This window comes from Planctomonas psychrotolerans, assembly GCF_008642235.1.
GTDB lineage: Bacteria > Actinomycetota > Actinomycetes > Actinomycetales > Microbacteriaceae > Planctomonas > Planctomonas psychrotolerans.
Genome location: NZ_SJEV01000001.1, coordinates 1,672,654 through 1,692,389 on the forward strand (window position 1 = coordinate 1,672,654; position 19,736 = coordinate 1,692,389).

Annotated in this window: 16 protein-coding genes; 8 read left to right on the plus strand and 8 right to left on the minus strand. The window is 68.3% G+C overall.

The window, feature by feature from the left end; all coding sequences use genetic code 11:
* Positions 1-98: 98 nt before the first annotated feature.
* Positions 99-2,084 (minus strand): coiled-coil domain-containing protein, encoded by a 1,986-nt coding sequence (locus EY822_RS07565; protein ID WP_227497118.1) that lies wholly within the window; start codon positions 2,082-2,084, stop codon positions 99-101.
* A gap of 373 nt (positions 2,085-2,457) precedes the next feature.
* A complete protein-coding gene (locus tag EY822_RS07570) occupies positions 2,458-3,141 on the minus strand; it encodes an aquaporin (protein WP_150307712.1) in 684 nt (227 codons plus the stop codon).
* Between the two features lie 28 nt (positions 3,142-3,169).
* Between EY822_RS07570 and EY822_RS07575 the strand changes: the two genes are divergently transcribed.
* From EY822_RS07575 to EY822_RS07585, 3 genes are all read left to right on the plus strand, one after another.
* A complete protein-coding gene (locus EY822_RS07575) occupies positions 3,170-4,072 on the plus strand; it encodes a metalloregulator ArsR/SmtB family transcription factor (RefSeq protein ID WP_150307713.1) in 903 nt (300 codons plus the stop codon).
* A 71-nt stretch (positions 4,073-4,143) separates the two neighbouring features.
* The gene (locus EY822_RS07580) at positions 4,144-4,554 is read left to right on the plus strand and encodes an arsenate reductase ArsC (protein ID WP_150307714.1); all 411 of its coding nucleotides are present in this window, start codon (positions 4,144-4,146) and stop codon (positions 4,552-4,554) included.
* Positions 4,555-4,559: 5 nt separating this feature from the next.
* Positions 4,560-5,231, plus strand: a complete 672-nt coding sequence (locus EY822_RS07585; RefSeq protein ID WP_150307715.1) for an arsenate reductase ArsC — start codon at positions 4,560-4,562, stop codon at positions 5,229-5,231.
* A gap of 339 nt (positions 5,232-5,570) precedes the next feature.
* Here EY822_RS07585 and EY822_RS07590 read toward each other — a convergent pair whose 3' ends face one another.
* The 4 genes from EY822_RS07590 to EY822_RS07620 form a co-directional block, all read right to left on the minus strand.
* Positions 5,571-6,074 carry a hypothetical protein gene (locus EY822_RS07590; protein ID WP_227497119.1) on the minus strand — a complete coding sequence of 168 codons (504 nt, stop codon included), beginning with the start codon at positions 6,072-6,074 and terminating at the stop codon, positions 5,571-5,573.
* Between the two features lie 384 nt (positions 6,075-6,458).
* Positions 6,459-8,504: a cell wall-binding repeat-containing protein gene (locus EY822_RS15395; RefSeq protein ID WP_227497120.1), complete on the minus strand. Its 2,046-nt coding sequence runs from the start codon at positions 8,502-8,504 to the stop codon at positions 6,459-6,461.
* Positions 8,505-8,922: 418 nt separating this feature from the next.
* On the minus strand, positions 8,923-9,306 hold the full coding sequence (gene rbsD, locus EY822_RS07615; RefSeq protein WP_150307718.1) for a D-ribose pyranase: 384 nt from the start codon (positions 9,304-9,306) through the stop codon (positions 8,923-8,925).
* On the minus strand, positions 9,303-10,325 hold the full coding sequence (locus EY822_RS07620; RefSeq protein ID WP_150307719.1) for a ribokinase: 1,023 nt from the start codon (positions 10,323-10,325) through the stop codon (positions 9,303-9,305). The genes rbsD and EY822_RS07620 overlap by 4 nt, the downstream gene beginning before the upstream one ends.
* Before the next feature lie 163 nt (positions 10,326-10,488).
* Between EY822_RS07620 and EY822_RS07625 the strand changes: the two genes are divergently transcribed.
* Positions 10,489-11,997 (plus strand): FGGY-family carbohydrate kinase, encoded by a 1,509-nt coding sequence (locus EY822_RS07625; protein WP_150307720.1) that lies wholly within the window; start codon positions 10,489-10,491, stop codon positions 11,995-11,997.
* 7 nt (positions 11,998-12,004) lie between these two features.
* On the opposite strand, the gene EY822_RS07630 is transcribed toward EY822_RS07625, so the two are convergent.
* Together EY822_RS07630 and EY822_RS07635 are read right to left on the minus strand one after the other, a co-directional pair.
* Positions 12,005-13,759, minus strand: coding sequence for a dihydroxyacetone kinase family protein (locus EY822_RS07630; protein ID WP_150307721.1), 1,755 nt, complete (start codon positions 13,757-13,759; stop codon positions 12,005-12,007).
* 5 nt (positions 13,760-13,764) lie between these two features.
* Positions 13,765-14,904 carry a zinc-binding dehydrogenase gene (locus EY822_RS07635; protein ID WP_319803465.1) on the minus strand — a complete coding sequence of 380 codons (1,140 nt, stop codon included), beginning with the start codon at positions 14,902-14,904 and terminating at the stop codon, positions 13,765-13,767.
* 329 nt (positions 14,905-15,233) lie between these two features.
* Between EY822_RS07635 and EY822_RS07640 the strand changes: the two genes are divergently transcribed.
* From EY822_RS07640 to EY822_RS07655, 4 genes are read left to right on the plus strand one after another with little or no spacing between them, the layout of a single operon-like run.
* Complete coding sequence (locus EY822_RS07640; protein WP_150307722.1) at positions 15,234-15,905, plus strand: DUF2291 family protein; 672 nt, start codon at positions 15,234-15,236, stop codon at positions 15,903-15,905.
* A gap of 38 nt (positions 15,906-15,943) precedes the next feature.
* Positions 15,944-17,443 (plus strand): sugar ABC transporter ATP-binding protein, encoded by a 1,500-nt coding sequence (locus EY822_RS07645; protein ID WP_227497121.1) that lies wholly within the window; start codon positions 15,944-15,946, stop codon positions 17,441-17,443.
* A gap of 23 nt (positions 17,444-17,466) precedes the next feature.
* Positions 17,467-18,606, plus strand: coding sequence for an ABC transporter permease (locus tag EY822_RS07650; protein WP_150307724.1), 1,140 nt, complete (start codon positions 17,467-17,469; stop codon positions 18,604-18,606).
* A gap of 35 nt (positions 18,607-18,641) precedes the next feature.
* Positions 18,642-19,643: a D-ribose ABC transporter substrate-binding protein gene (locus tag EY822_RS07655; protein ID WP_150307725.1), complete on the plus strand. Its 1,002-nt coding sequence runs from the start codon at positions 18,642-18,644 to the stop codon at positions 19,641-19,643.
* The last annotated feature ends 93 nt before the right edge of the window (positions 19,644-19,736 follow it).

Below are 19,736 nucleotides of genomic sequence, written 5' to 3' on the forward strand. Positions count from 1 at the left end.
GCCCGGTAGCAGGAGACTCCCGCCTTCCGGATGACGCGTCGGCAGGCCCCCGGGGTCATCCGGGGGCCTGCCGTGGCACTGCTGATCTAACGGTGCTGTCAGGCGAGGCAGCCGCCGAGGTCGATCGTCCCGTCGATCGCGGCGATCCGGTCGAGAACCGCCTTGTACTGGGCGTGCAGGCCGGCCAACACGGTCTTCTGTGCGGCAACCGCGTCACGGTTGACCTTCTTGGCGCTCTCCAGGGTCCGAAGGGTCGCGGACTCGGTGACGATCTTGGCGTCGATGGTGCTCAGATCGGCCTTTGCGGTGGTCAGCGCCGTCTCTGCGTCGCTGACCTGCTGGGTGAGCGTGTTGAGGGAGGTCTGCAGCGGGGTGAGCTGGTTCTGCAGCGACAGAATCGCCTTCTCCGCAGCGGTGATCGAGGTGTTCAGCGTGCCCAGAGTCGTGACCAGTTTGGAGACCTCACTATCGAGGTGGCTGACCTCGGCGGTCTCGAGGCTGACCGCGGCGTTGGCAGCGGCGAGGGTGGCCTGCAGGCCCGGCAGGGCATCCTGAAGGGCCATGAGCTCGCCCTGCTTCGACGTGATCTCGGCCTCGGCGGCGGTCGCATCCTCGATCAGGCCGGGTACAGCGGCCTCGAGCGCGGCGATTTCCGTCTTCGTGGCGGTCACCGCGGCGTCGGCGTCGGTCACGGCGGTGTTCGCGACGAGCTGAGCGGTCTTGGCGCCGGCCAACGTCTCGGTGGCGGAGGTGACCTGCGCGGTGGCGCCCGCCAGGCTCGACTGCAGGCCCGGGAGCTGCTGCTGGAGGTTATTGCTCTCTTGCTGCTTGGCCGACAGGGCGGAGTTCAAAGTAGCCAGTTGCCCCTGCAGCGTGACCAGGTCACCGTTCAGGGCGCTGATCAATGCGGTCTTGCTCGCGGCTAGCTGCTCCGCCGCGACGATCTCCGCCTTCTTCGCGGTGATCGACGCGTTCAACTCCTGCTTCCTCTTGTCCGCGTTGCCCTTGATCCCGGCGAGCTCTGCTTCGAGAGCAGCGAGCTGCGTCCGCAGCGCGGCGGCGTCGGCGACCGGAGTCGCGGTCGCGGCAGCGATCTCCTTCTGCTTCGCGGCGATCTCGACGTTCTTAGTGGTGATGTCCCCTTGGAGGCCGGCGATCTCGGTCTGCAGGACGGGGAGCCTGGCGTCAATAGCACCGATCTGCTGGGTCAGGGTGATCACGCTCTGCCCGGCCAGGCGCAGGTTCTCCTCGGCCTTGACCACCGCAGCGGTCGCCGCGGCGGCGTTGATGTCAGCAGTCTTAGCAGTCGCCTCCAGCCCCGGCAGCGCGAGGCGGGCGTCCGCCAGCTTCTTCTCCGCGGCATCCACCACCCCCTGGACGGTGTTGCCTGCGGCGATCGCGTCGGCCAACTCCTTCGTAGCGGTTTCGACCGCCGTCACCTGGGCGTTCACGGTGCTCTGAGCCGTGGTCGCTGCCGCGGTCGCGCTGTCCAGACGGGTCTTGGCGGCGGCGAGCTCACCCTGCTTGGTCGCCTTGTCGGCGAGGGCCTGAGTCTTCTTCACGTTCAGATCGGTGAGCTCGGTCTGTGCGGTCGTCAGCTGCGTCTGCAACGGCGTGATCTGGTTCACCAGCGTTGTCTTCTGCCCCTGCAGCGTCGCCAGTTCGGTGTTCGCTGCGGCAATCGCCGCGGTCAGCGTCGCCTTGTCCGCCTGAAGTTGGGTCAACGACATCGTCGTGGTGTCGATCTTCCCGACCAGCGTGGCGAGTTCAGCGTCGAGCGCGGCGATCTCCTTCTCCGCCGCGGTGACCTGCGCCGTGAGGCTGCCCTGCGTGGTGACCAGCGTGGCCCGCTCGGCGGTCAGCACCGCGATCTGCCCGGCGTTCTGCCGGGCCGCGGCCTTCAGCAGGTTCGGCTGCACGGCGCCGCGGTGCGACAACTGATTCGTCACTCCGTTGCAGCTGCCGGTGACTGAGCTCGCCGCTGCGGTAGCTGGCGGGGCGAACATCAGCATGCCGGCGACAACTCCGGGCAGGACAAGGGCGGTAGTGATACGGCGGGCGGTGTTGTGGGCGCGTTCGGGCATGGGTGAGCTCATTTCGGGGGAGAGGGTGGTACCTCTTCGGGGAGGTACCACTTCGGGGGAGTGGTCAGCGTCGGGCTTACCAGTGGTGCACCTGACACGTGAAGCGCAGGACGACATCCGCAGCCTGGGGGGATTCGAACGCGTGAGCCGAGACTATCCGCGCTGTCCTCCAAAGCGCGGACCCCACTTCGGGGGGCGATGATGGACCCCCGTTCCGGACGGGTCGTCTCCCTTCCATGCGACAGGTGATGCTGGTAGCTCTTCGGTCCGGGTCATCCCGGAGCCCGATGTAAGAAGAGACGCCGACGCCTCGCCGGCTGGCCGACTGTCTCGTCGAAGCCTTCAGTCGTCAGGGTGATCGCGTGACGCGGCGTTATGACACCGGCGAGTGCCGCGGGATGAGCACTCGGACCACGGTGTAGCCGAGCGCACCGCCGAGGATCTGCGCTCCGATGAACAGCGGCGTCGATGCGGGGGAGATTCCTGCGAACGTGTCGGAGAACATCCGGCCGATGGTGATGGCGGGATTGGCGAAGCTGGTGGAGCTGGTGAAGAAATACGCCGAGCCGATGTACGCGGCCACGACACCGGCGGCGTAGGCGGCGCGTCCGGTCCGGGCCAATACGAAAATGACGACGACCAGTCCCGCCGTGGCGACGACCTCGGCGATCAGATGCCCGGCACTGATCCGATCCGTCGTGCTCCACGCCACCGGGGGAACCTCGAACATGATGTTCGCGAGGACGCTGCCGCTGATGCAGCCGAGCACCTGTGCGGCGATGTACGGAGCGATGTCCCGCGGGCCCCGGTAGCCGAAGGCCAGGTCCACGGCCGACACGACGGGGTTGAGGTGCGCCCCGCTGATCGGCCCGAGGACCGTGATGAGGGCGAACAGCCCGAACGCGGTGGCGATGGCGTTGATCAACAACTGCACGCCCACATCGTCGGTGAGGTTCACCGCGGCGGCTCCGGAACCGACCACCATGGCCGCCAGCGCCCCGGAGCCGAGGAATTCGGCGGCGATTCGGCGGACAAGGGCGGGCGGAGGCGTGGTCACCCGCCTAGCTTCGCATAGACTGACGTCTATGAGTGGCGTAAGTTCGGTGAGTGCGTTGCGACTCCTCGCCGACGCCACTCGGGCGCAGATCGCGTCGATGATCCTCGACAGTGCCGAAGGTCGACAGCTCGTCGGGAAGATGGCAGCCGCTCTCGGGCTTCGTCAACCCACGGTGAGTCATCATGTCCGCGCTCTCGTGGAGGAGGGATTGCTCGTCCGTTCGCCCGAGGGACGGAACGTCTGGTACTCGATCGCTCCCGAGCAGTTCGACCGGGTCAGCGACTACCTCCGTGCCGCGCCCGAGGTGCCACGGGTCGAGGACGACGTCCTCGATCGGATCGTCGCCGATCTCTCCGATCGCTTCGCCGGCACGTTCTCGCCGGCTACGGTCGACCGGTTTGTGCGCGAGAGCCACAACCTCCTCGCCGACCGTGCCCGTGTCACCCGTTACCTGCCTTCGCTCACCTCTCGCTTCGCCGCCGACCGGCTCGGCGCCCTGCATGCCGCCACTCCGGCCGGATCGGGGGCGACGCCCGAGGTGTTGTTCGTGTGCGTGCAGAACGCCGGACGATCCCAGCTCGCCGCCGCGATCCTGCGGCACCTCGCTGGGGACAAGGTGCGCGTGCGAACCGCGGGATCCGCCCCCGCCGACGCCGTGCGGTCCGTCATCGTCGCAGCTCTGGACGAGATCGGTGTCTCGATCGATGGCGAATATCCCAAGCCCCTCACCGACGAGGTCGTGCGCGCCTCCGACGTGGTCGTGACGATGGGCTGCGGCGACGCCTGCCCGATCTACCCCGGTCGCCGCTATCTCGATTGGGACCTCGAGGACCCTGTCGGCTTACCGCTCGCGCGGGTGCGGGAGATCCGCGACGACATTGATGCGCGCGTCCGTGCGCTTCTGGCGACGCTGAGTGTGAACGCTCCGTGAATCCTCACCGGCAGTTCTCGACCGACTGATAGATCACGGTCTATGCTTTAGGGGTTCGAGGAAGGAATCCCATGACCCATAAGCCCACCGTCCTGTTCGTCTGCATTCACAACGCGGGCCGCTCCCAGATGGCCGCCGGATATCTGCGCGCTCTGTCCGGCGGGGTCGTCGAGGTGCTCTCCGGAGGATCCGAGCCAGGGGACCAGATCAACCCCATGGCGGTCTCGGCGATGGCGGAGGAGGGCATCGATATCTCGCACGCCGTCCCCCAGCTCATGACGACGGACCAGGTCCGCGAGTCCGACGTCGTGATCACGATGGGTTGCGGCGACGTCTGCCCGATCTTCCCCGGCAAACGCTACGAGGACTGGGCGCTGACCGACCCGAAGGGCAAGAGCCTGGACGAGATCCGCCCGATCCGCGACGACATCAGGGCGCGCGTGGAGGCGTTGCTCGCCCAGCTGCTTCCCGCGACGGTCTGATCGCGATGACTGACGTCAGCGCCCGCCGCACACTCCCCGGCCTCACCTATCCGGAAGCGTACCTCGGCCGAGTCGCCGAAGAGCTCAGCGAGCGATTCACCGGAATCTTCGCCGCCGAGACCGTGGAGCGATACGTGCTCGAGTCCTACACCGGACTGCTCCGCACCTCGAAAGTCAAAGCGCACCTCGCCGGTCACACCGTCCGCTTCGCGACGGATCGGCTCACCGCCCTCGCCCAGGCCAAGGGTGCGTTCGCGCACGACGTGCCGGAGGTGTTGTTCATCTGCGAACAGAACGCCGGCCGCTCCCAGATGGCCGCCGTCATCACCAACGCCCTCTCCAACGGTCGCGTGCACGTGCGCTCCGCCGGCTCCATGCCCGCCGCCGAACTGAACCCCTCGGTGGTTGCCGCGATCACCGAGCTCGGATTGGACGTGGCCGAGGCGTTCCCCAAGCCCCTCACCGACGATGTCGTGCAAGCCGCCGACATCGTCGTCACGATGGGCTGCGGCGACGCCTGCCCCATCTACCCCGGCAAAACGTACCAGGACTGGGACCTCACCGACCCTGCCGGACTGCCTATCGAGGACGTCCGCGCAATCCGTGACCAGATCGTCTTCAGAGTCGAGGCCATGCTCAACACCCTCGGCGTTACGCCGACGGGAATCCAGCGATGAGCGACGTCGACGCCTCGCCATCACCGCAGGCGTGCGATTCGGCTACTCTGCGCCGACGCAGAATCAGCAGGAAACGCTGATCCGTGCTGCGGAAGCAATAGTGTCCGGTCACTCGTCCCGCTGAGGCGCAGCAGAGAAGTAGGCGCGGAGCGGACGACCACACCGCCATAGCCGCCGGGCTCCCGGCGACGAGAAACCGTCGTCCCGAGGTCCGTTGCGCCGCTGGAGACACGACGTCGGCTCGGGTCCATATAGGAGATGTTCCCACGCACAGCGGATGGCGCTGCAGCGCGTGGACGGAGCGATGGCACAGTTCGTGCGCTAGTCCGGGACCGGCGGTCAAATATCGCTGAAGTCATTGGCCGGCACGTGGATCGCCCCTACCGCGTCGTCCGCCAGCACCAGCATGAGGTACTCGATCCCCACCGAACCGGGGTTGCTCAGCGACCTCGTATCGGGGACCTCTCGAGACCCGATACCGAGATAGTTGGCGTTCCCGTTACCGTCCTGGTCCCATACCGTCCACGCCCCCGCAGCCATCGCCTCGGCACGGGTCGATCCCACGGAGATGCCTTCCGGGGTCTGTACTTTCGTGTCGCCCACTTCGGGCACCGAGATCGCCACGCCCGCCCGGCCGTTGTACACGCTGACCACGATGCCCTCCCACTCGTAACTGGAGCCCACGACTGTGCCGTTGCCCCAGGGGTCCTCGATGTCTGTCACGGCCGGTTCCGAGCCGCTCAGGCCGCTGAGGAGATCGACGATTCCGCTCCCGTCGTCGTAAGAAAGAGTGTCGGCGGTGCCACCCACCGTGTAGCTCACTCCATCGAGCGTGATCGTCAAGGTACTCGGCGGCGTCGGGGCGGGAGTTGGTGTGGGCGTGACTGTCGGTGTCGGTGTCGGTGTCGGTGTCGGTGTCGGGCTAGGGGCCGGAGTCGCTGTCACGCTCGGCTCTGCCTGCGTCGCTGTTGCGGAGGGCGTGGGCGTCTGCGGCGGTGCGGTCGTGCAACCAGTGAGGGCGAGGGACAAACCGGCGACGATAACCAGGAGGCGAGGGCGGGACATGAACGTGACTCTAGCGTCATGCTCCACGTGCAACGGGTCCGCCGCATCGTGCTCACGACACGAGTAGGTGACGATTATGGAGTCGTTCCGTTGCGCACGGCGGAGGCATCGATCTGCCGCCCGAAGGCGCACGTGTCGGTGTGGCGTACTCCCGCCTAACGGCTACGGCAGCGTCTCGCAGGCGATGCGGTCGTTGTCGCTGTCCAACTGCGCGACGTCCCCGTAGAACGGGTAGTACCTGTCGAACCACGCCTGCGCCTCGCGTTGGGTGCCGAAGTCTCCGCAATTCTTCGTGTTACCCGGGTTAGCGGGCGGTGCGGGCGGTGCGGGAGGCGCGGGCGGTGCGGGCGGTGCCGGAGGAGCCGGCGGCGGCGGGGTCACGCAGTCGACGTGCACATCCTGGCTGTGGATGATGCGGTCCTGGAACCGGATGCGAACCGTGCCGGTCGTGTCCTCTCCCGGGGTCGGCAGGAATCGCTCCGTGATGGTGGTGTGAGCGGGCATCGGGATGCCGGCGCGGACATCATCCGCCCGACCATCGCGGTTGCGGTCGAGCTCGAAGTCCACCGTGGCGGGCACCGGGTTGATGTTGCTCGCTCGCAGCACGATGCCACTCGGGCACTCGAGTGACACGTTCACGGGCGGGGTGTTCAGGCACACGGTGAGGTTCTCGGCCGCGCGACTCACCACATCCGCTCCGCCGAGCAGGGCGAGTTGAGCGGGAGCGAATCGGGTGATGTCGCCAGCGATGTCGCCCGGCACGCAGCCGCCCGGAACGATGTAGAGCGGCGCGCTCACCGACCCGGCGTACGCGCTTCCGGCGAGGGCGTCGGGGAAGTTCACACCCGTGGCGAGGAACACTCGGGATGCGTCGTCGAAGGCCTCGGCGTTGATCCTGCGACTGGTGTCGTAGCGGTCCGAGCCACCCAGGCGGAGGGTGGGCGCGAGTCGGCGAAGCTCATTCTCGACGCCCGAGACAACGGTGTTGGTTCCCCCGACCACGACCACGTCGGCCGGCGCCAGTCGCAGCACCAGCGCGCGGGTGGCGGCATCGATGCTCCCGGCCAGACCGTCCACCAGCAGGACCGGACTTCCGGTGCTCCCCGCTGCCGCGCCGGCGGAAAGGGCATCGGGGAAGTTGCGACCGGTGGCCACATAGGCGCGAGCCGCGCCGCCGGGACCGAAGGCGTAATCGGCCAGTCGACGCGACGTCTCGTAGCGGTCCGAACCCGCGACTCGGTCGACCACGGCGCTGTAGCCGCGGAGTTCATCGGCCACGACCGGGGACACGACCGTAGGTCCACCCACCACCACGATGCGCTGCGGCTGCAACCGCATGAGCTCGTTCCGAACGCTGGCAGGGAGCTCGCCCGGATAGGTGAGAAGCAGCGGGCCGCCTTGCTTCGCCGCCGCGGCCGCGGCGCTGAGCGCGTCGGGGTAGTTCGCTCCCGTCGCCACATAGACGACCGGGACACCCGGCTCGTACTCCCGCGAGATGCTCACGGCGGTGGCGAACCGGTCATTCCCCTCGTAACGCACCACGGGTGCGAGCACTTCTTCGGCCGCGGCCCGCGCGGGGAGCGACACCGGCACGGCACCGCACTCCGCGTCCAGTTCGGCGTCGATGGCCGCGTGCTCCACGGCATCCATCGCGAGCGCCCAGCGATATTTCACGACCATCCAGTCGATCACGTAGTCGCATCGGTAGCTCGCGAGCGGTGGCAGCCACTCCGCAGGATCTCTGTCGCTCTTCGATGAGTTCACGGTGTCGGTGACCGCGTTCAGCGTCTCCGTGATCCCGAGATCGTTGGCGAAGTCGCGCCGACGCTCCATGGACCACGATGCCGCGCCCGATCGCCAGGCGTCGGCGAGGGGAACCATGTGGTCCACGTCCACATTCCCGGCGTTCGTCCACGACGCGCCGTCGAACGGGGAGCGCCATTCCCCGGTGCTCACCGGGCAGGTGGTCGTCGCCACGGAGGATTCGAGCTGGAGCACCTCCGCTCGGGTGTCGCATCCATCCCGATCGGCGTCGATCCAATGCTCGAAGGCCGCACGGTCGTATCGTGCGGTCGAGTCCGTCCGGACGGGGATGGCGGCGAAGAGGTCGTCGGCCGATACGTCGACGGCCACCGCCGGAGCCGCGGGAACGAGCGTCGCCCCCGCGAGAACGAGGACGGAGAGAATCGCGGAGAGGTGAGTGCGCAAGGGGAACCCGCTTCGGGAGGGGACGGTGTTCTCGCACGCTATCGGCAGGATTCCGATTAGCCCGGCTTCGACACTCGCGGAATTTCCCGTGTCGACGGAGGACAGGGAGAGGACGGTCCCGCGCTACCCCGCGTTATGGGGGTACGCGAGGTGTCCCCCAAAGCGCGGACATCCGCTACCGTGGTGACAGCACGAAACGCACCCTAGGCGTCAGTGCAGGATTGCCACTGAGGCCGTGCGATTTCCCCGTGATCGTGCCGACCTCGACGGTCCTGTGTGCGCAGCTAATCCGAAGCCGCGTGCACCCCGAAGGCCCAGCATCGCCACCCCCCAGGCGCATGCTGGGCCTTCTCTCATTCCTGCGGCGGAATACCCGGCTCCTTCCGCTGGCCCCGGACCGCGGTCCGCGCGGAATGGTTCAGAACGGGACTCCGCACCGGAGCACGACATTGGCATACGGTGTCGCCTCGCCGGTGCGAATGAGAACGCGGGCGCTGCGCGACAGCGTCTTCAACTCGTCATGCGTCACGAGATCCACGACATCGAAGCGGTGCCGGATGAGGTCGCCCGCTGTCGTGTCCTCGCTCTCGGTGGCCGCCGTGCAGCCCTCGAAGACGGCGTCGGCGAGGAGGGCGTCCAGCACGACCGCGAAGGGGGGAACGCCGTGGACGACCGCCAGGTCGACGACGGGCACGCCGGGAGGCAGCGGAAGGCCGCAGTCGGCCACGACGACGAGATCACCGTGACCGAGTGCGCTGATGGCCGCGTTCAGTTCGGCGTTGAGAATTCCGCCCCGCTTCATGATGCTGCCTCGCCACGCTCGGCATCGGCATTGGCATCGGCATCGGCATTGGCAGCGGCATCCGCATCCGCCTGCGCCGACGCCGGAACGCTCGGAAGCTCGTCCTCGAGCGACGGGTAGGACGACTGCGTGCCGACACCCGTGACGGCGAAAGCACCGACACGCACGGCGTCCCTGGCCGCCTCGACGAGCGAGGCCCCCGTGGCGAGCGATGCGCCGAGGGCCCCGACGAACGCGTCTCCCGCTCCCGAGGTGTCGACGGCGTCGACGCGAGGCGACGGCAGGACGTGCACTCCCGACCCGTCAGCCACGATGACGCCCGCCGCGCCGCGGGTCATGATGACCGACGGGATCCCCTCGGTGCGCAGGGCGTCGACGATCTCCGCGTGGTCGACCGGCACCGGTCGATCCGGCCGCAACTGCTGCAGCGCCAGCGCGCCCTCGTGCTCGTTCACGACGAGCGGGTCGGCGGCGCGGAGAACGGCCGGGTCGACGCGGATGACCGGTGCGAGGTTGAGCAGGATGCGCCCGCCCGCCAGGCGGGCCGCCCGTTCGATGCCCGACGCGGGAATCTCGCCCTGGAGCACGACCACGGCGGCATCGGCGAGAACATCGGCGTGACGCTCGACGGCCGCGTCATCGACCGTGCCGTTGGCTCCCGGAACGACGACGATGGTGTTCTCGGCGTCGACGCTCACGTTGATCACGGCCAACCCGGTAGGGGCGACGACGACGTCGACCCGGCTGACATCTACGTCGCTCGACGTGAGCACCGTCAATGCCGCGGCGGCGTGCGCATCGTCGCCGACCGCACCGATCAGGAGAGTCGCTGCCCCGCGTCGGGCCGCGGCGACCGCCTGATTGGCGCCCTTGCCGCCGGGCAAGAGGGTCAGCGACGAGCCGATCAGTGTTTCACCGGGCAACGGCAGTCGTTCGACGGAGATGACCTGGTCGACATTGATGGAGCCCACCACGACGACGGTCGGGCGGGAGGGGGGAGCGGGAAGCGATCGTTCCATCACTCGTGTCCTTTCTGGGGCGGGATTCTCGCGGCGACGCGGGGGAGGAGTGGAGCACAAGCGGTACGACCTCGACGCCGCGGATCGCGGACCGGGACACCGACGCTCGTCCTATGCTCTCAGTCGGGCGCGAACGACACACGCCGCCCCGGGAAGGTGGGACATGCAGGCCGTCCTCGGTGTCGACATCGGCACGTCGAGCACGAAGGCGGTTCTCGTCGACCTCCGTGGTCGTGTCGTCGGAGAGGCGTCTCGCGCCCATGCGGTCGACCGGCCGGCCCAGGGCCGGGTCGAGATGGATTCCCGCGTCTGGTGGACGGAATTCGTCTCCCTCGTCGCCGAGCTGTTGACGGCCGCCCCGCACTGCGAGATCGTCTCGGTCGGTGTCAGCGGCATGGGACCCTGCGTGCTGCTGACCGACGCCTCCGGTGAGCCGCTCCGACCGGCCGTGCTCTACGGCGTCGACACCCGGAGTGTCGACCTCTTCGACGAGGTGACCGCGATGCTCGGTGGCGAAGACGCCATGCGGGCCCGGACCGGCTCGGCGCTCAGCGCGCAGGCGGCCGGGGTCAAGCTCGCCTGGCTGGCGCGTCACGAACCGGAGGTCTGGCACCGGGCGGAGCGCTTCACGATGCCATCGTCGCGCATCGTGGAGTTGCTGACCGGTGAATACGTGCTCGACCATCATTCGGCGAGCCAGTGCACGCCTCTCTACGACGTCTCCGAGAATCGCTGGATCACCGAGTGGGCGGACCTGCTGGCCCCGGGCCTCGCCCTGCCCCGACTCGGCTGGCCGGGCGAGGAGGCGGGCAGGGTGACCGCCGAAGCAGCGGCGGCGACCGGGCTCCCCGTCGGTGTTTCGGTGGTCTTCGGCACCATCGATGCCTGGGCCGAGTGCCTGAGCGCCGGTTCGCGGTACGCCGGTCGAGTATTCCTCCAGTACGGCACGACGATGTTCCTCGTCGCGCCGATGAACGCGCCCGACCCGCTCGCGGGCCTCCTCACGACCGTGGGCGCGCAGCCGGGGGAGGCCGTCGCCGCGGGGGGCATGGCCACCTCCGGTGCGATCACCGACTGGCTGCGTCAACTGACGGGTGGGGACCGGTCCGAGATGATGACCGAGGCGGAGCGATCGGGACCGGGAGCCCGCGGATTGGTCGTGCTGCCGTACTTCGCGGGGGAGCGCACGCCCGTCGCCGATCCCGACGCTCGTGGGGTGATCGCGGGACTCACCGTCACCCACACCCGCGGCGACATCTACCGCGCCGTGCTCGAAGCGACGGCGTACGCAGTGCGGCATCACCTCGAGGTGCTCATGGCGAACGGCATACCCGTCGACGTTCTGGTCGGTGCGGGCGGTGGGGTCGCCACCGATCTCTGGCCCCAGATCGTGAGCGACGTGTGCGGCCTCGAGCAGACCGTTCCGTCGATCACGATCGGCGCGTCGTTCGGATCGGCATTGCTGGCGGCGGGACTCGTCACCGAGGTGGACGTCGATCGATGGAACCCGCCCGGAAAGGTGCTCCGGCCCGATCCCGCCCGGCGTTCGCTCTACGACGACGTCTACGCCGACTACCGGCAGCTCTACCCGGACACGGTGCAGGTCGTGCATCGTCTCGCCCGGCGGGGGAGGGCCGGACCCGGCGGAAGGGCCGACCCGTCCCCGCGGTGACCGAACGCTAGTCGTCGACACGGACGGGCGTGCCGGCGTCGTGCCCGCCCACCCCCGCGAGCACATTGCCGACGACGGTGACGATCATGCCCATCGATGTTGCGCCGGCGTCGGGTGTGCCGATGCTCTTTTCCGCCAGTGGCCGTGCGCGACCTACCCGGGGGCGCAGGTCCGCCGTGGCCGCCGCACTCGCAACGGCGACCGTTGCCGCCTCGCGCCACGCGTCGGACAGGGACATCCCCTGCTCGACCCGCTCGCGCAGGGCGCGGGCGAAAGGCAGCAGCGCATCGAGCATCGTCTTGTCCCCTTCGCTCGCGCGGCCAAGGTCCACGATGGCCTCCGCGAAGGCGTCCACGCCGTGAACCACATCGGTGGCGGTGTAATCCTGGCGGTCGTCGGTGAGGGACTCGGCGAGCGATTCGAGCGCGGCGCCCCAGAGCACCCCGGAGGTGCCGCCCGCGTACTCCGCCCACGCTTGACCGGCACGGCTCAGAAGCCACGCGCCTCCGGCCCGCTCGTCGACGGATCCGACACGGGCGACCGCTGCACCGATGCCCTTGAGCATTCCCCGTCCGTGGTCACCGTCGCCGGCGACTGCATCGATGCGGCCGAGTGCGTGCTCCTCATGCTTGAGCAGGTCATGAATGGCGGATAACGCGATTCGCACGACGTCGGCCATCCGCGTCGCCGCATCGGTCGCCGGCGGCGGGGTCTGGTCGATGCCGACCGCGACCTCGTCGGGCGACGGCACGACGAACGCCGCGACGGGCGCTGCGGCCTTGCGGTAGGCCGGCGTGTACGCGTCAGCGCGCCAGAGACGCTCGAGTTCGTCATCCAGCCACTGCAGGGTCAGCGAGACCCCGCCCATGTCGAGGCTCGTGACGAGCTCACCGACCTCGGGCTCGATCGTCGTCACGCCGTTGTCGGCGAGGATCGACGCGACGTGGCGCCAGAGCAGGAACAGCTCCTCGTACTTCGTGGTGCCGAGTCCGTTGAGGATGGGGGCGACCCTCGTCGAGGCGCCCTCGGGCCGGTTCGCCAGCACCTGCTCCACAAGGAGCGAGGCCAGGTCGGCCGCGCGCATCAGCGGGATGTCGCGGATGCCGGGCTCGCCGTGAATGCCGAGACCCAGCCCGAGGTGACCGTCGGGAACGCTGAACAACGGTTCATCCGCACCCGGCATCGTGCATCCGGAGAACGCGACGCCGAGCGTGCGTGTCGCGTCGTTGCAGGCGTTGCCGACGCGCTCCACCTCATCGAGCGACATCCCCTCGGCCGCGGCGGCACCCATGGCCTTGAACACGGGGAAGTCGCCGGCGATCCCGCGACGCTTCGCCGCATCGTCCGACGATGCAATGTCATCGGTGACGACGACGATGCGGGCGTCGATGCCCTCCTTGCGGAGGCGCTCGGCGGCGATGCCGAAGTTTATGATGTCCCCGGCGTAGTTGCCGAAGCTGAAGACCACGCCGCGGCCCTGATGAGCGGCCTTCGCCACCGAGTACGCCTGCGCGGCGGAGGGGGAGGTGAAGATGTTCCCCACCACGGCTCCGGTCGCGAAACCCGGACCGACGGTGCCGCTGAATGCGGGATAGTGGCCCGAGCCACCGCCGATCACCACGGCGACCTGCGGTGAGGCGCCCGAGGTCCGATGCGCGACCACGCCCCCCGGCACGCCGCGCAGTCGGTCGCCGTAGAGCGCCAGGAAACCCGCCAGCTGATCGTCCGCGAACTCGTCCGGGTCGTCGTAGAGGATCGTCACGCGGATCAGCCTCGGACGGCGGGCGACGTGGTGGCCTCGGTCAGCGAGGGCACGATGGATACCTTCACCGAGCCTCCCTCGCTGTCGCCGACGAGATCCAGTGCCTCCTGGAAGCGGTCGAGGGGGAACTGGTGGGTGCAGATCTCGTCCATCGGCAGGATGTTGCTCTCGAGCAGCTTGATCGCCGCCGGCCAGCAGTGCGGGCCGAGGTGGGCGCCGAGCACGTTCAACTCCTTGTCGTCGCTGATGATCGACCAGTCGACCGAGGCGTTCGACCCGAACACGGAGTACTCGACGTAGGTGCCGAGCTTGCGCAGGATGTTGAGGCCCTGCGAGACGGCCGAGGGGTGTCCGGTGGCCTCGATGTAGACGTCGGCGCCGTACCCCTCGGTGAGCTCCTTGACCTTGGCCACGGCATCCTCCTTCGTGATGTTGATCACGAGGTCGGCGCCGGCCTTGGTGGCGAGGGCGAGCTTGTCGTCGCTCATGTCGAGCGCGATCACGAGCTTCGGGTTCTTCTGACGCGTGCCGGCGATGGCGCCGAGGCCGATCGGCCCCGCACCCGCGATGACGACGACGTCGTTGAACTGGATGTTGCCGCGCTCGACGGCGTGCATGGCGCAGGACAGCGGCTCGCTGAAAGCGGCGACGTGCGGTGCGAGGTCGCGGCTGACGGGGTGGGTCAGGGCGCGCGTCGGGACGAGGACGTACTCGGCCATCGCGCCGTCGAAGCCCTTGAACCCGAACATGTCGTGGGGACCGCACATCCAATAGGCGCCCATCAGGCAGTAGCGGCACTCCCAGCACGGCACGATCTGCTCGCAGGCGATGCGGTCGCCGACGGCCACGCCGCGCTTGGTGAGCGCCTCGTCGTCGCCGGCGACGACGGTGCCGACGAACTCGTGGCCGGCGATGCGATCGCGCTCGGCCCAGGCCGGACGGTTCTCGTCGCCCCAGAACTTCGCGGCGCCGTGATAGCACTTCAGGTCGCTGGCGCACACGCCGACGGCGTCCACGCGCAGCAGCAGCTCGCCGGGACCGGGTGTGGGAACGGCGACGGTGTCGAGGCGGTAATCCTCGGGACCGTGCACGACGACCGCCTTCATGGTGGCCGGAATGTCGGAGACGGTAGTGGACGTGGTCAAGGAGAGCCTCCATCGGATCGGATCGCCGCATCCTCGCGGCGCTCTGAACCTACCCGATGCTGAACAAAAGTCAAGAACAGAATTTCATCTCGGTTCGGGTACTAATATCGGCTGAGGACTTGTGGAACGAATGTTTAGAACATAATTTCTTCGAGACACCTCGTTCTCCCCCACCCCCAGCGTCAACGATGCCGAACCGGTTCGTCGCCGCTGCCGCCCCCGAATCGACCAACGAACGGAGCCGCGATGATGCGCGCTGTACCCACCGACCCCGAGTCCTCGGCCCGTCGGTCGAGCACTCTCCGACTGCTGATGGCGACGGTGCCGCGATGACCGCCTCGTCAACGGCGACCCCCGTGCGCGCTCCCCGCCCTGCCGCGCCGAAGGTGCCCCGGCGCACCATCATCACCGGCGTGATCGTTCTCGCGCTGCTCGTGGCGATGGCGCTCAGCACCAAGGTCGTCGGAGCGGACTCCGACCTCGGCGCCGGACCCGAGGCGTTCTCCGCCGAAGCCTGGGGCGAGGAGAACTTCCCCGTCATCCAGGAGGCCATCGCGGATCGCGCCGTCGAGGCGCCGACGCTGGCAGAAGCCATCGCCGCCGACCCGGCCGCCGCGGGCGAAGAGTACGGCGTCATGGGAGGCACCGGTCCGGTGTTCTCCGTGACGTTCACGGGCACCGTGGGCGCGGGCCAGGCCGGCATCTACCCGGTGACGGTCGAGGGCGTGCCCGAGGACGTGCTCATCCGGGTGCAGACGGGTCCGGCCATCAACGGGACCGACCTGCGCGACGCCACGGGCACGGTCGGCTTCGGGCAGTTCACCAACCAGATCGAGTTCCAGGATGCGGCCAGCGCGCTGAACGAGCAGCTGAAGACGTCGGTGCTCGAATCCGTCGACACGACCGCACTCGAGGGCAAGACCATCGACGTGACCGGTGCCTTCCAGCTCATCAACCCCCAGGGCTGGCTGGTCACGCCGTCCGAACTGGAAGTCCAGTGAGCCAGGCTGAGCGGACAGCCCAAGACATCGGGGAGGTCGTGCTGGAAGCCGTTGATGTCGTGAAGACGTACGGAGCGACGCGCGCCCTCAAGGGCGTGGGATTCTCGATCCACCGTGGCCAGGTCACGACGCTGTTCGGCGAGAACGGTGCGGGCAAGTCGACGCTGATGAAGATCCTGTCCGGAGTGGAGCAACCGACCTCGGGCACGATCCTGCTGCACGGCGAACCGGTCGCGTTCACCGACACGGTCGACGCCCGCGAGCGCGGCATCTCGATCATCCATCAGGAGTTGAGCCTCGCGCCGAATCTCTCGGTGCGCGACAACATCTTCCTCGGCCGGGAGATCACGGGTCCGTCCGGAGTCGACTACGCCGAGGAGGCCAGGCAGACCAAGGCCGTCCTCGATGAGCTCGGCGAGGACATCGACCCGATGACCAAGGTCGCCGACCTGCGCCTCGGGCAGCAGCAGCTCATCGAGATCGCCCGAGCGCTCTCCGTCGACGCCCGCATCCTGATCATGGACGAGCCGACCAGCGCCCTCAGCGCCACCGAGGTCGAGGTGCTGTTCACCGTCATCCACGACCTCACCGCCCGCGGCGTCTCCATCGTCTACATCTCCCATCACCTCGAGGAGGCGCTGGAGATCACCGATCACGCCGTCGTGCTCCGGGACGGTACCGTCACGGCCACCGCCGTGTCGGCCGACATCGACCTCCCCTGGGTCGTCCGGGCCATGGTGGGGGAGGGCTTCGACCTCGGCTCGCCGCCCACCGGTTACGAGTTCGGCGAGGTCGCCCTCTCGGTGCAGGGCGTCAGCGTTCCCGACGCCGAGATCCACGGCCGAAATGTCGTCGACCGGCTCGACCTCGAGGTGCGACAGGGGGAGATCGTGTGTCTCTACGGCCTGATGGGCGCCGGTCGTACGGAGCTGCTCGAGGCGGTCGCGGGCCGTAACCCGATCAGCGAAGGCCGCATCCTGAAGGATGGCCGCGACCTCGCTGGCCTGTCGATCGCGCAGCGCATCGACGCGGGTCTCGGCCTCGTGCCCGAGGACCGCCAGCGCGATGGACTCGTGCAGACGATGACGGTCGGCCGCAACATGTCGCTCGCCAGTATCGGGTCCTTCGTCAAGGGATTCTTCCTGTCGGGTCGCCGCGAGGCGGACCTCGTCACCGACTCGATCCGCAGCGTGCACGTCAAGACGGCGGGCGGTGGCGCGATGATCGGCTCGCTCTCGGGCGGCAATCAGCAGAAGGTCGTGATCGGCAAGATGCTGGCCACCGACCCCGACGTCATCCTGCTCGACGAGCCCAGCCGCGGCATCGACATCGGCGCCAAGGCCGAGGTGTTCCGCCTGCTGGCCGAGCGTGCCCGTCAAGGACTGGCCGTGGTCTACACGACCTCCGAGGTGGGCGAGTGCCTCAGCATCGCTCACCGCATCGTCGTGCTGAGCCGTGGCCGCATCGCGGCCGAGTTCGGCGCCGACACCACTAAAGAAGCCATCATGGCCGCGTCCGGCGAAGCCGTGATCTCGTGACCATCAGCGAACGGAAGCCCACCATGACCACCAACGCGACCGGGCAGCGACGCCCCGCGCTCTTCTCGGACGGGTTCGACCTCGGCCGTCTCCTGCTTCAGGGACGGGCGTTCTTCGCCCTCATCGCCATCATCGTCGTGTTCTCGGTGCTGTCACCGAACTACCTGACGGTCAGCAACCTGCTCACGATGTCCTCGCACGTCGCCGTCTACGCGATCCTCGCAGTGGGGATGCTGCTCGTCATCCTGAACGGCGGCATCGACCTCTCGGTCGGGTCGACGCTCGGCTTCTCCGGGGTGATCGCGGGCTTCCTGATGCAGGGCGTCCCCATCGGCGGCGTCACCCTGTACCCGTCCCTCTGGGTCGTGGTCGTGCTGTCGTGCGGGATGGGCGCCTTCATCGGTCTCATCAACGGCGTGCTCGTCGCGCGGTTCCGGGTCGCCCCGTTCGTCGCGACGCTCGGCATGCTCTACGTCGTGCGCGGGGTCGGGCTGCTGATGACCAACGGCCTCACCTACAACAACCTCGCCGGAGACCCTGCCCTCGGCAACACCGGCTTCGACTGGCTCGGGTTCAACCGCCTGTTCGGGCTGCCGATCGGTGTGCTCGTGATGATCATCGTCGGCATCGTCGTCAGCCTTCTCCTGAACCGCACGGTGTTCGGCCGCTGGCTGTACGCTTCGGGCGGCAACGAGCGCGCCGCCGAACTGTCCGGTGTGCCGGTGAAGCGCGTGAAGGTGCGCGTCTACGTGCTGTCCGGTCTGTTCGCCGCCATCGCCGGCCTGATCCTCTCCTCCGAGCTCACGAGTGCGAGCCCCACGGCGGGTAACTCCTACGAGCTGACCGCCATCGCGGCCGTCGTCATCGGTGGTGCGGCCCTCTCCGGCGGAATCGGTAACGTGCGCGGCACCCTGCTCGGTGCCTTCGTCATCGGGTTCCTCTCCGACGGCCTGGTGATCATCGGCGTCTCCTCGTACTGGCAGACCGTGTTCACCGGTGCCGTGATCGTGCTCGCGGTCCTTCTCAATTCCGTGCAGTACACGGGCAAGCCCCGTCGCTCCGGTGGTGGTCGATCCGACGACCAGTCCACCCCCACGACCCCTTCTCCCACCTCCGACGCCCAGGCACCCGCCGGCGCCGTCCCCGAGAAGACCCGCGGTTGACTCCCGTCAACCGCGGCACAGCGAAAGGAAACACTATGAACCGCAAGCTGGCAACGGTGCTCGCCGCGGGCGCGGGCCTCACGCTCGCCCTGTCCGGATGCGCCTCAGGAGGAGAAACCCCCGAGGCAGCGCCCGGAGCCTCGGGCTCCTCGGGCGAGTCCGAGGGTGGCCTCATCTCGATCATCGTCAACGACCCGTCCAACCCCTACTGGCAGACCGAAGGTGACGTGGCCGCGGCTCAGGCGGAGGAGCTCGGCTACGAGTCCAACGTCGCCGCGTCGCTCGGTGACACCAACACCGAGAGCAACCTGATCGACACGGCCATCACCAACCAGTCGGTCGCGATCATCCTCGACCCGGCCAACGCATCCGGCTCGGTCGGTGCGGTGAAGAAGGCCGACGCCGCGGGCATCCCGGTCATCCTCGTCAATGCCGAGATCAACGAGACCGGTCTCGCAAAGGCGCAGCTCGTCTCCAACAACGCCCAGGGCGCCGCCCTCGGTGCACAGGAGTGGGTGAAGGCCGTCGGTGACACCGCGAACTACGCCGAACTGTTCGGATCCCCCTCGGACAACAACGCGCAGACCCGGTCGAACGGCTTCGCGACCGTCATCTCGCAGTACCCGGGCCTCGTCCAGGTCGCGAGCCAGGTCGGCAACTGGGACCGCACGGAGGGTCACGACAAGATGCAGTCGATCCTGCAGGCGAACCCCGACATCACCGGTGTGATCTCCGGCAACGACGAGATGGCCCTCGGTGCCATCGCGGCGCTGAAGGAGGCCGGCAAGCTCGAGCAGGTCAAGGTCGGCGGCTTCGACGGATCCCCCGATGCTGTGGAGGCCGTGAAGGCCGGTGAGCTGCAGTACACCGTGCTCCAGCCGGTGGCCACGTTCGCGAAGGAAGCGGTCATCCAGGCCGACTCCTTCATCCGGACCGGTGAGACCGGCGTCGCCGAGGAGAAGCAGGCGTTCGACTGCATCCTGATCACCAAGGAGAACGCCGACAAGGTCACCGAGCCGTTCACCCTCTCCGAGTAACACGGCAACGAACACCTACCGATGGATGAGCGCCGGGGGGGCCCCCCACCCGGGGCGCCCGCCCGTACCGGCCCAGGGGGGGGTGGCAGAGGC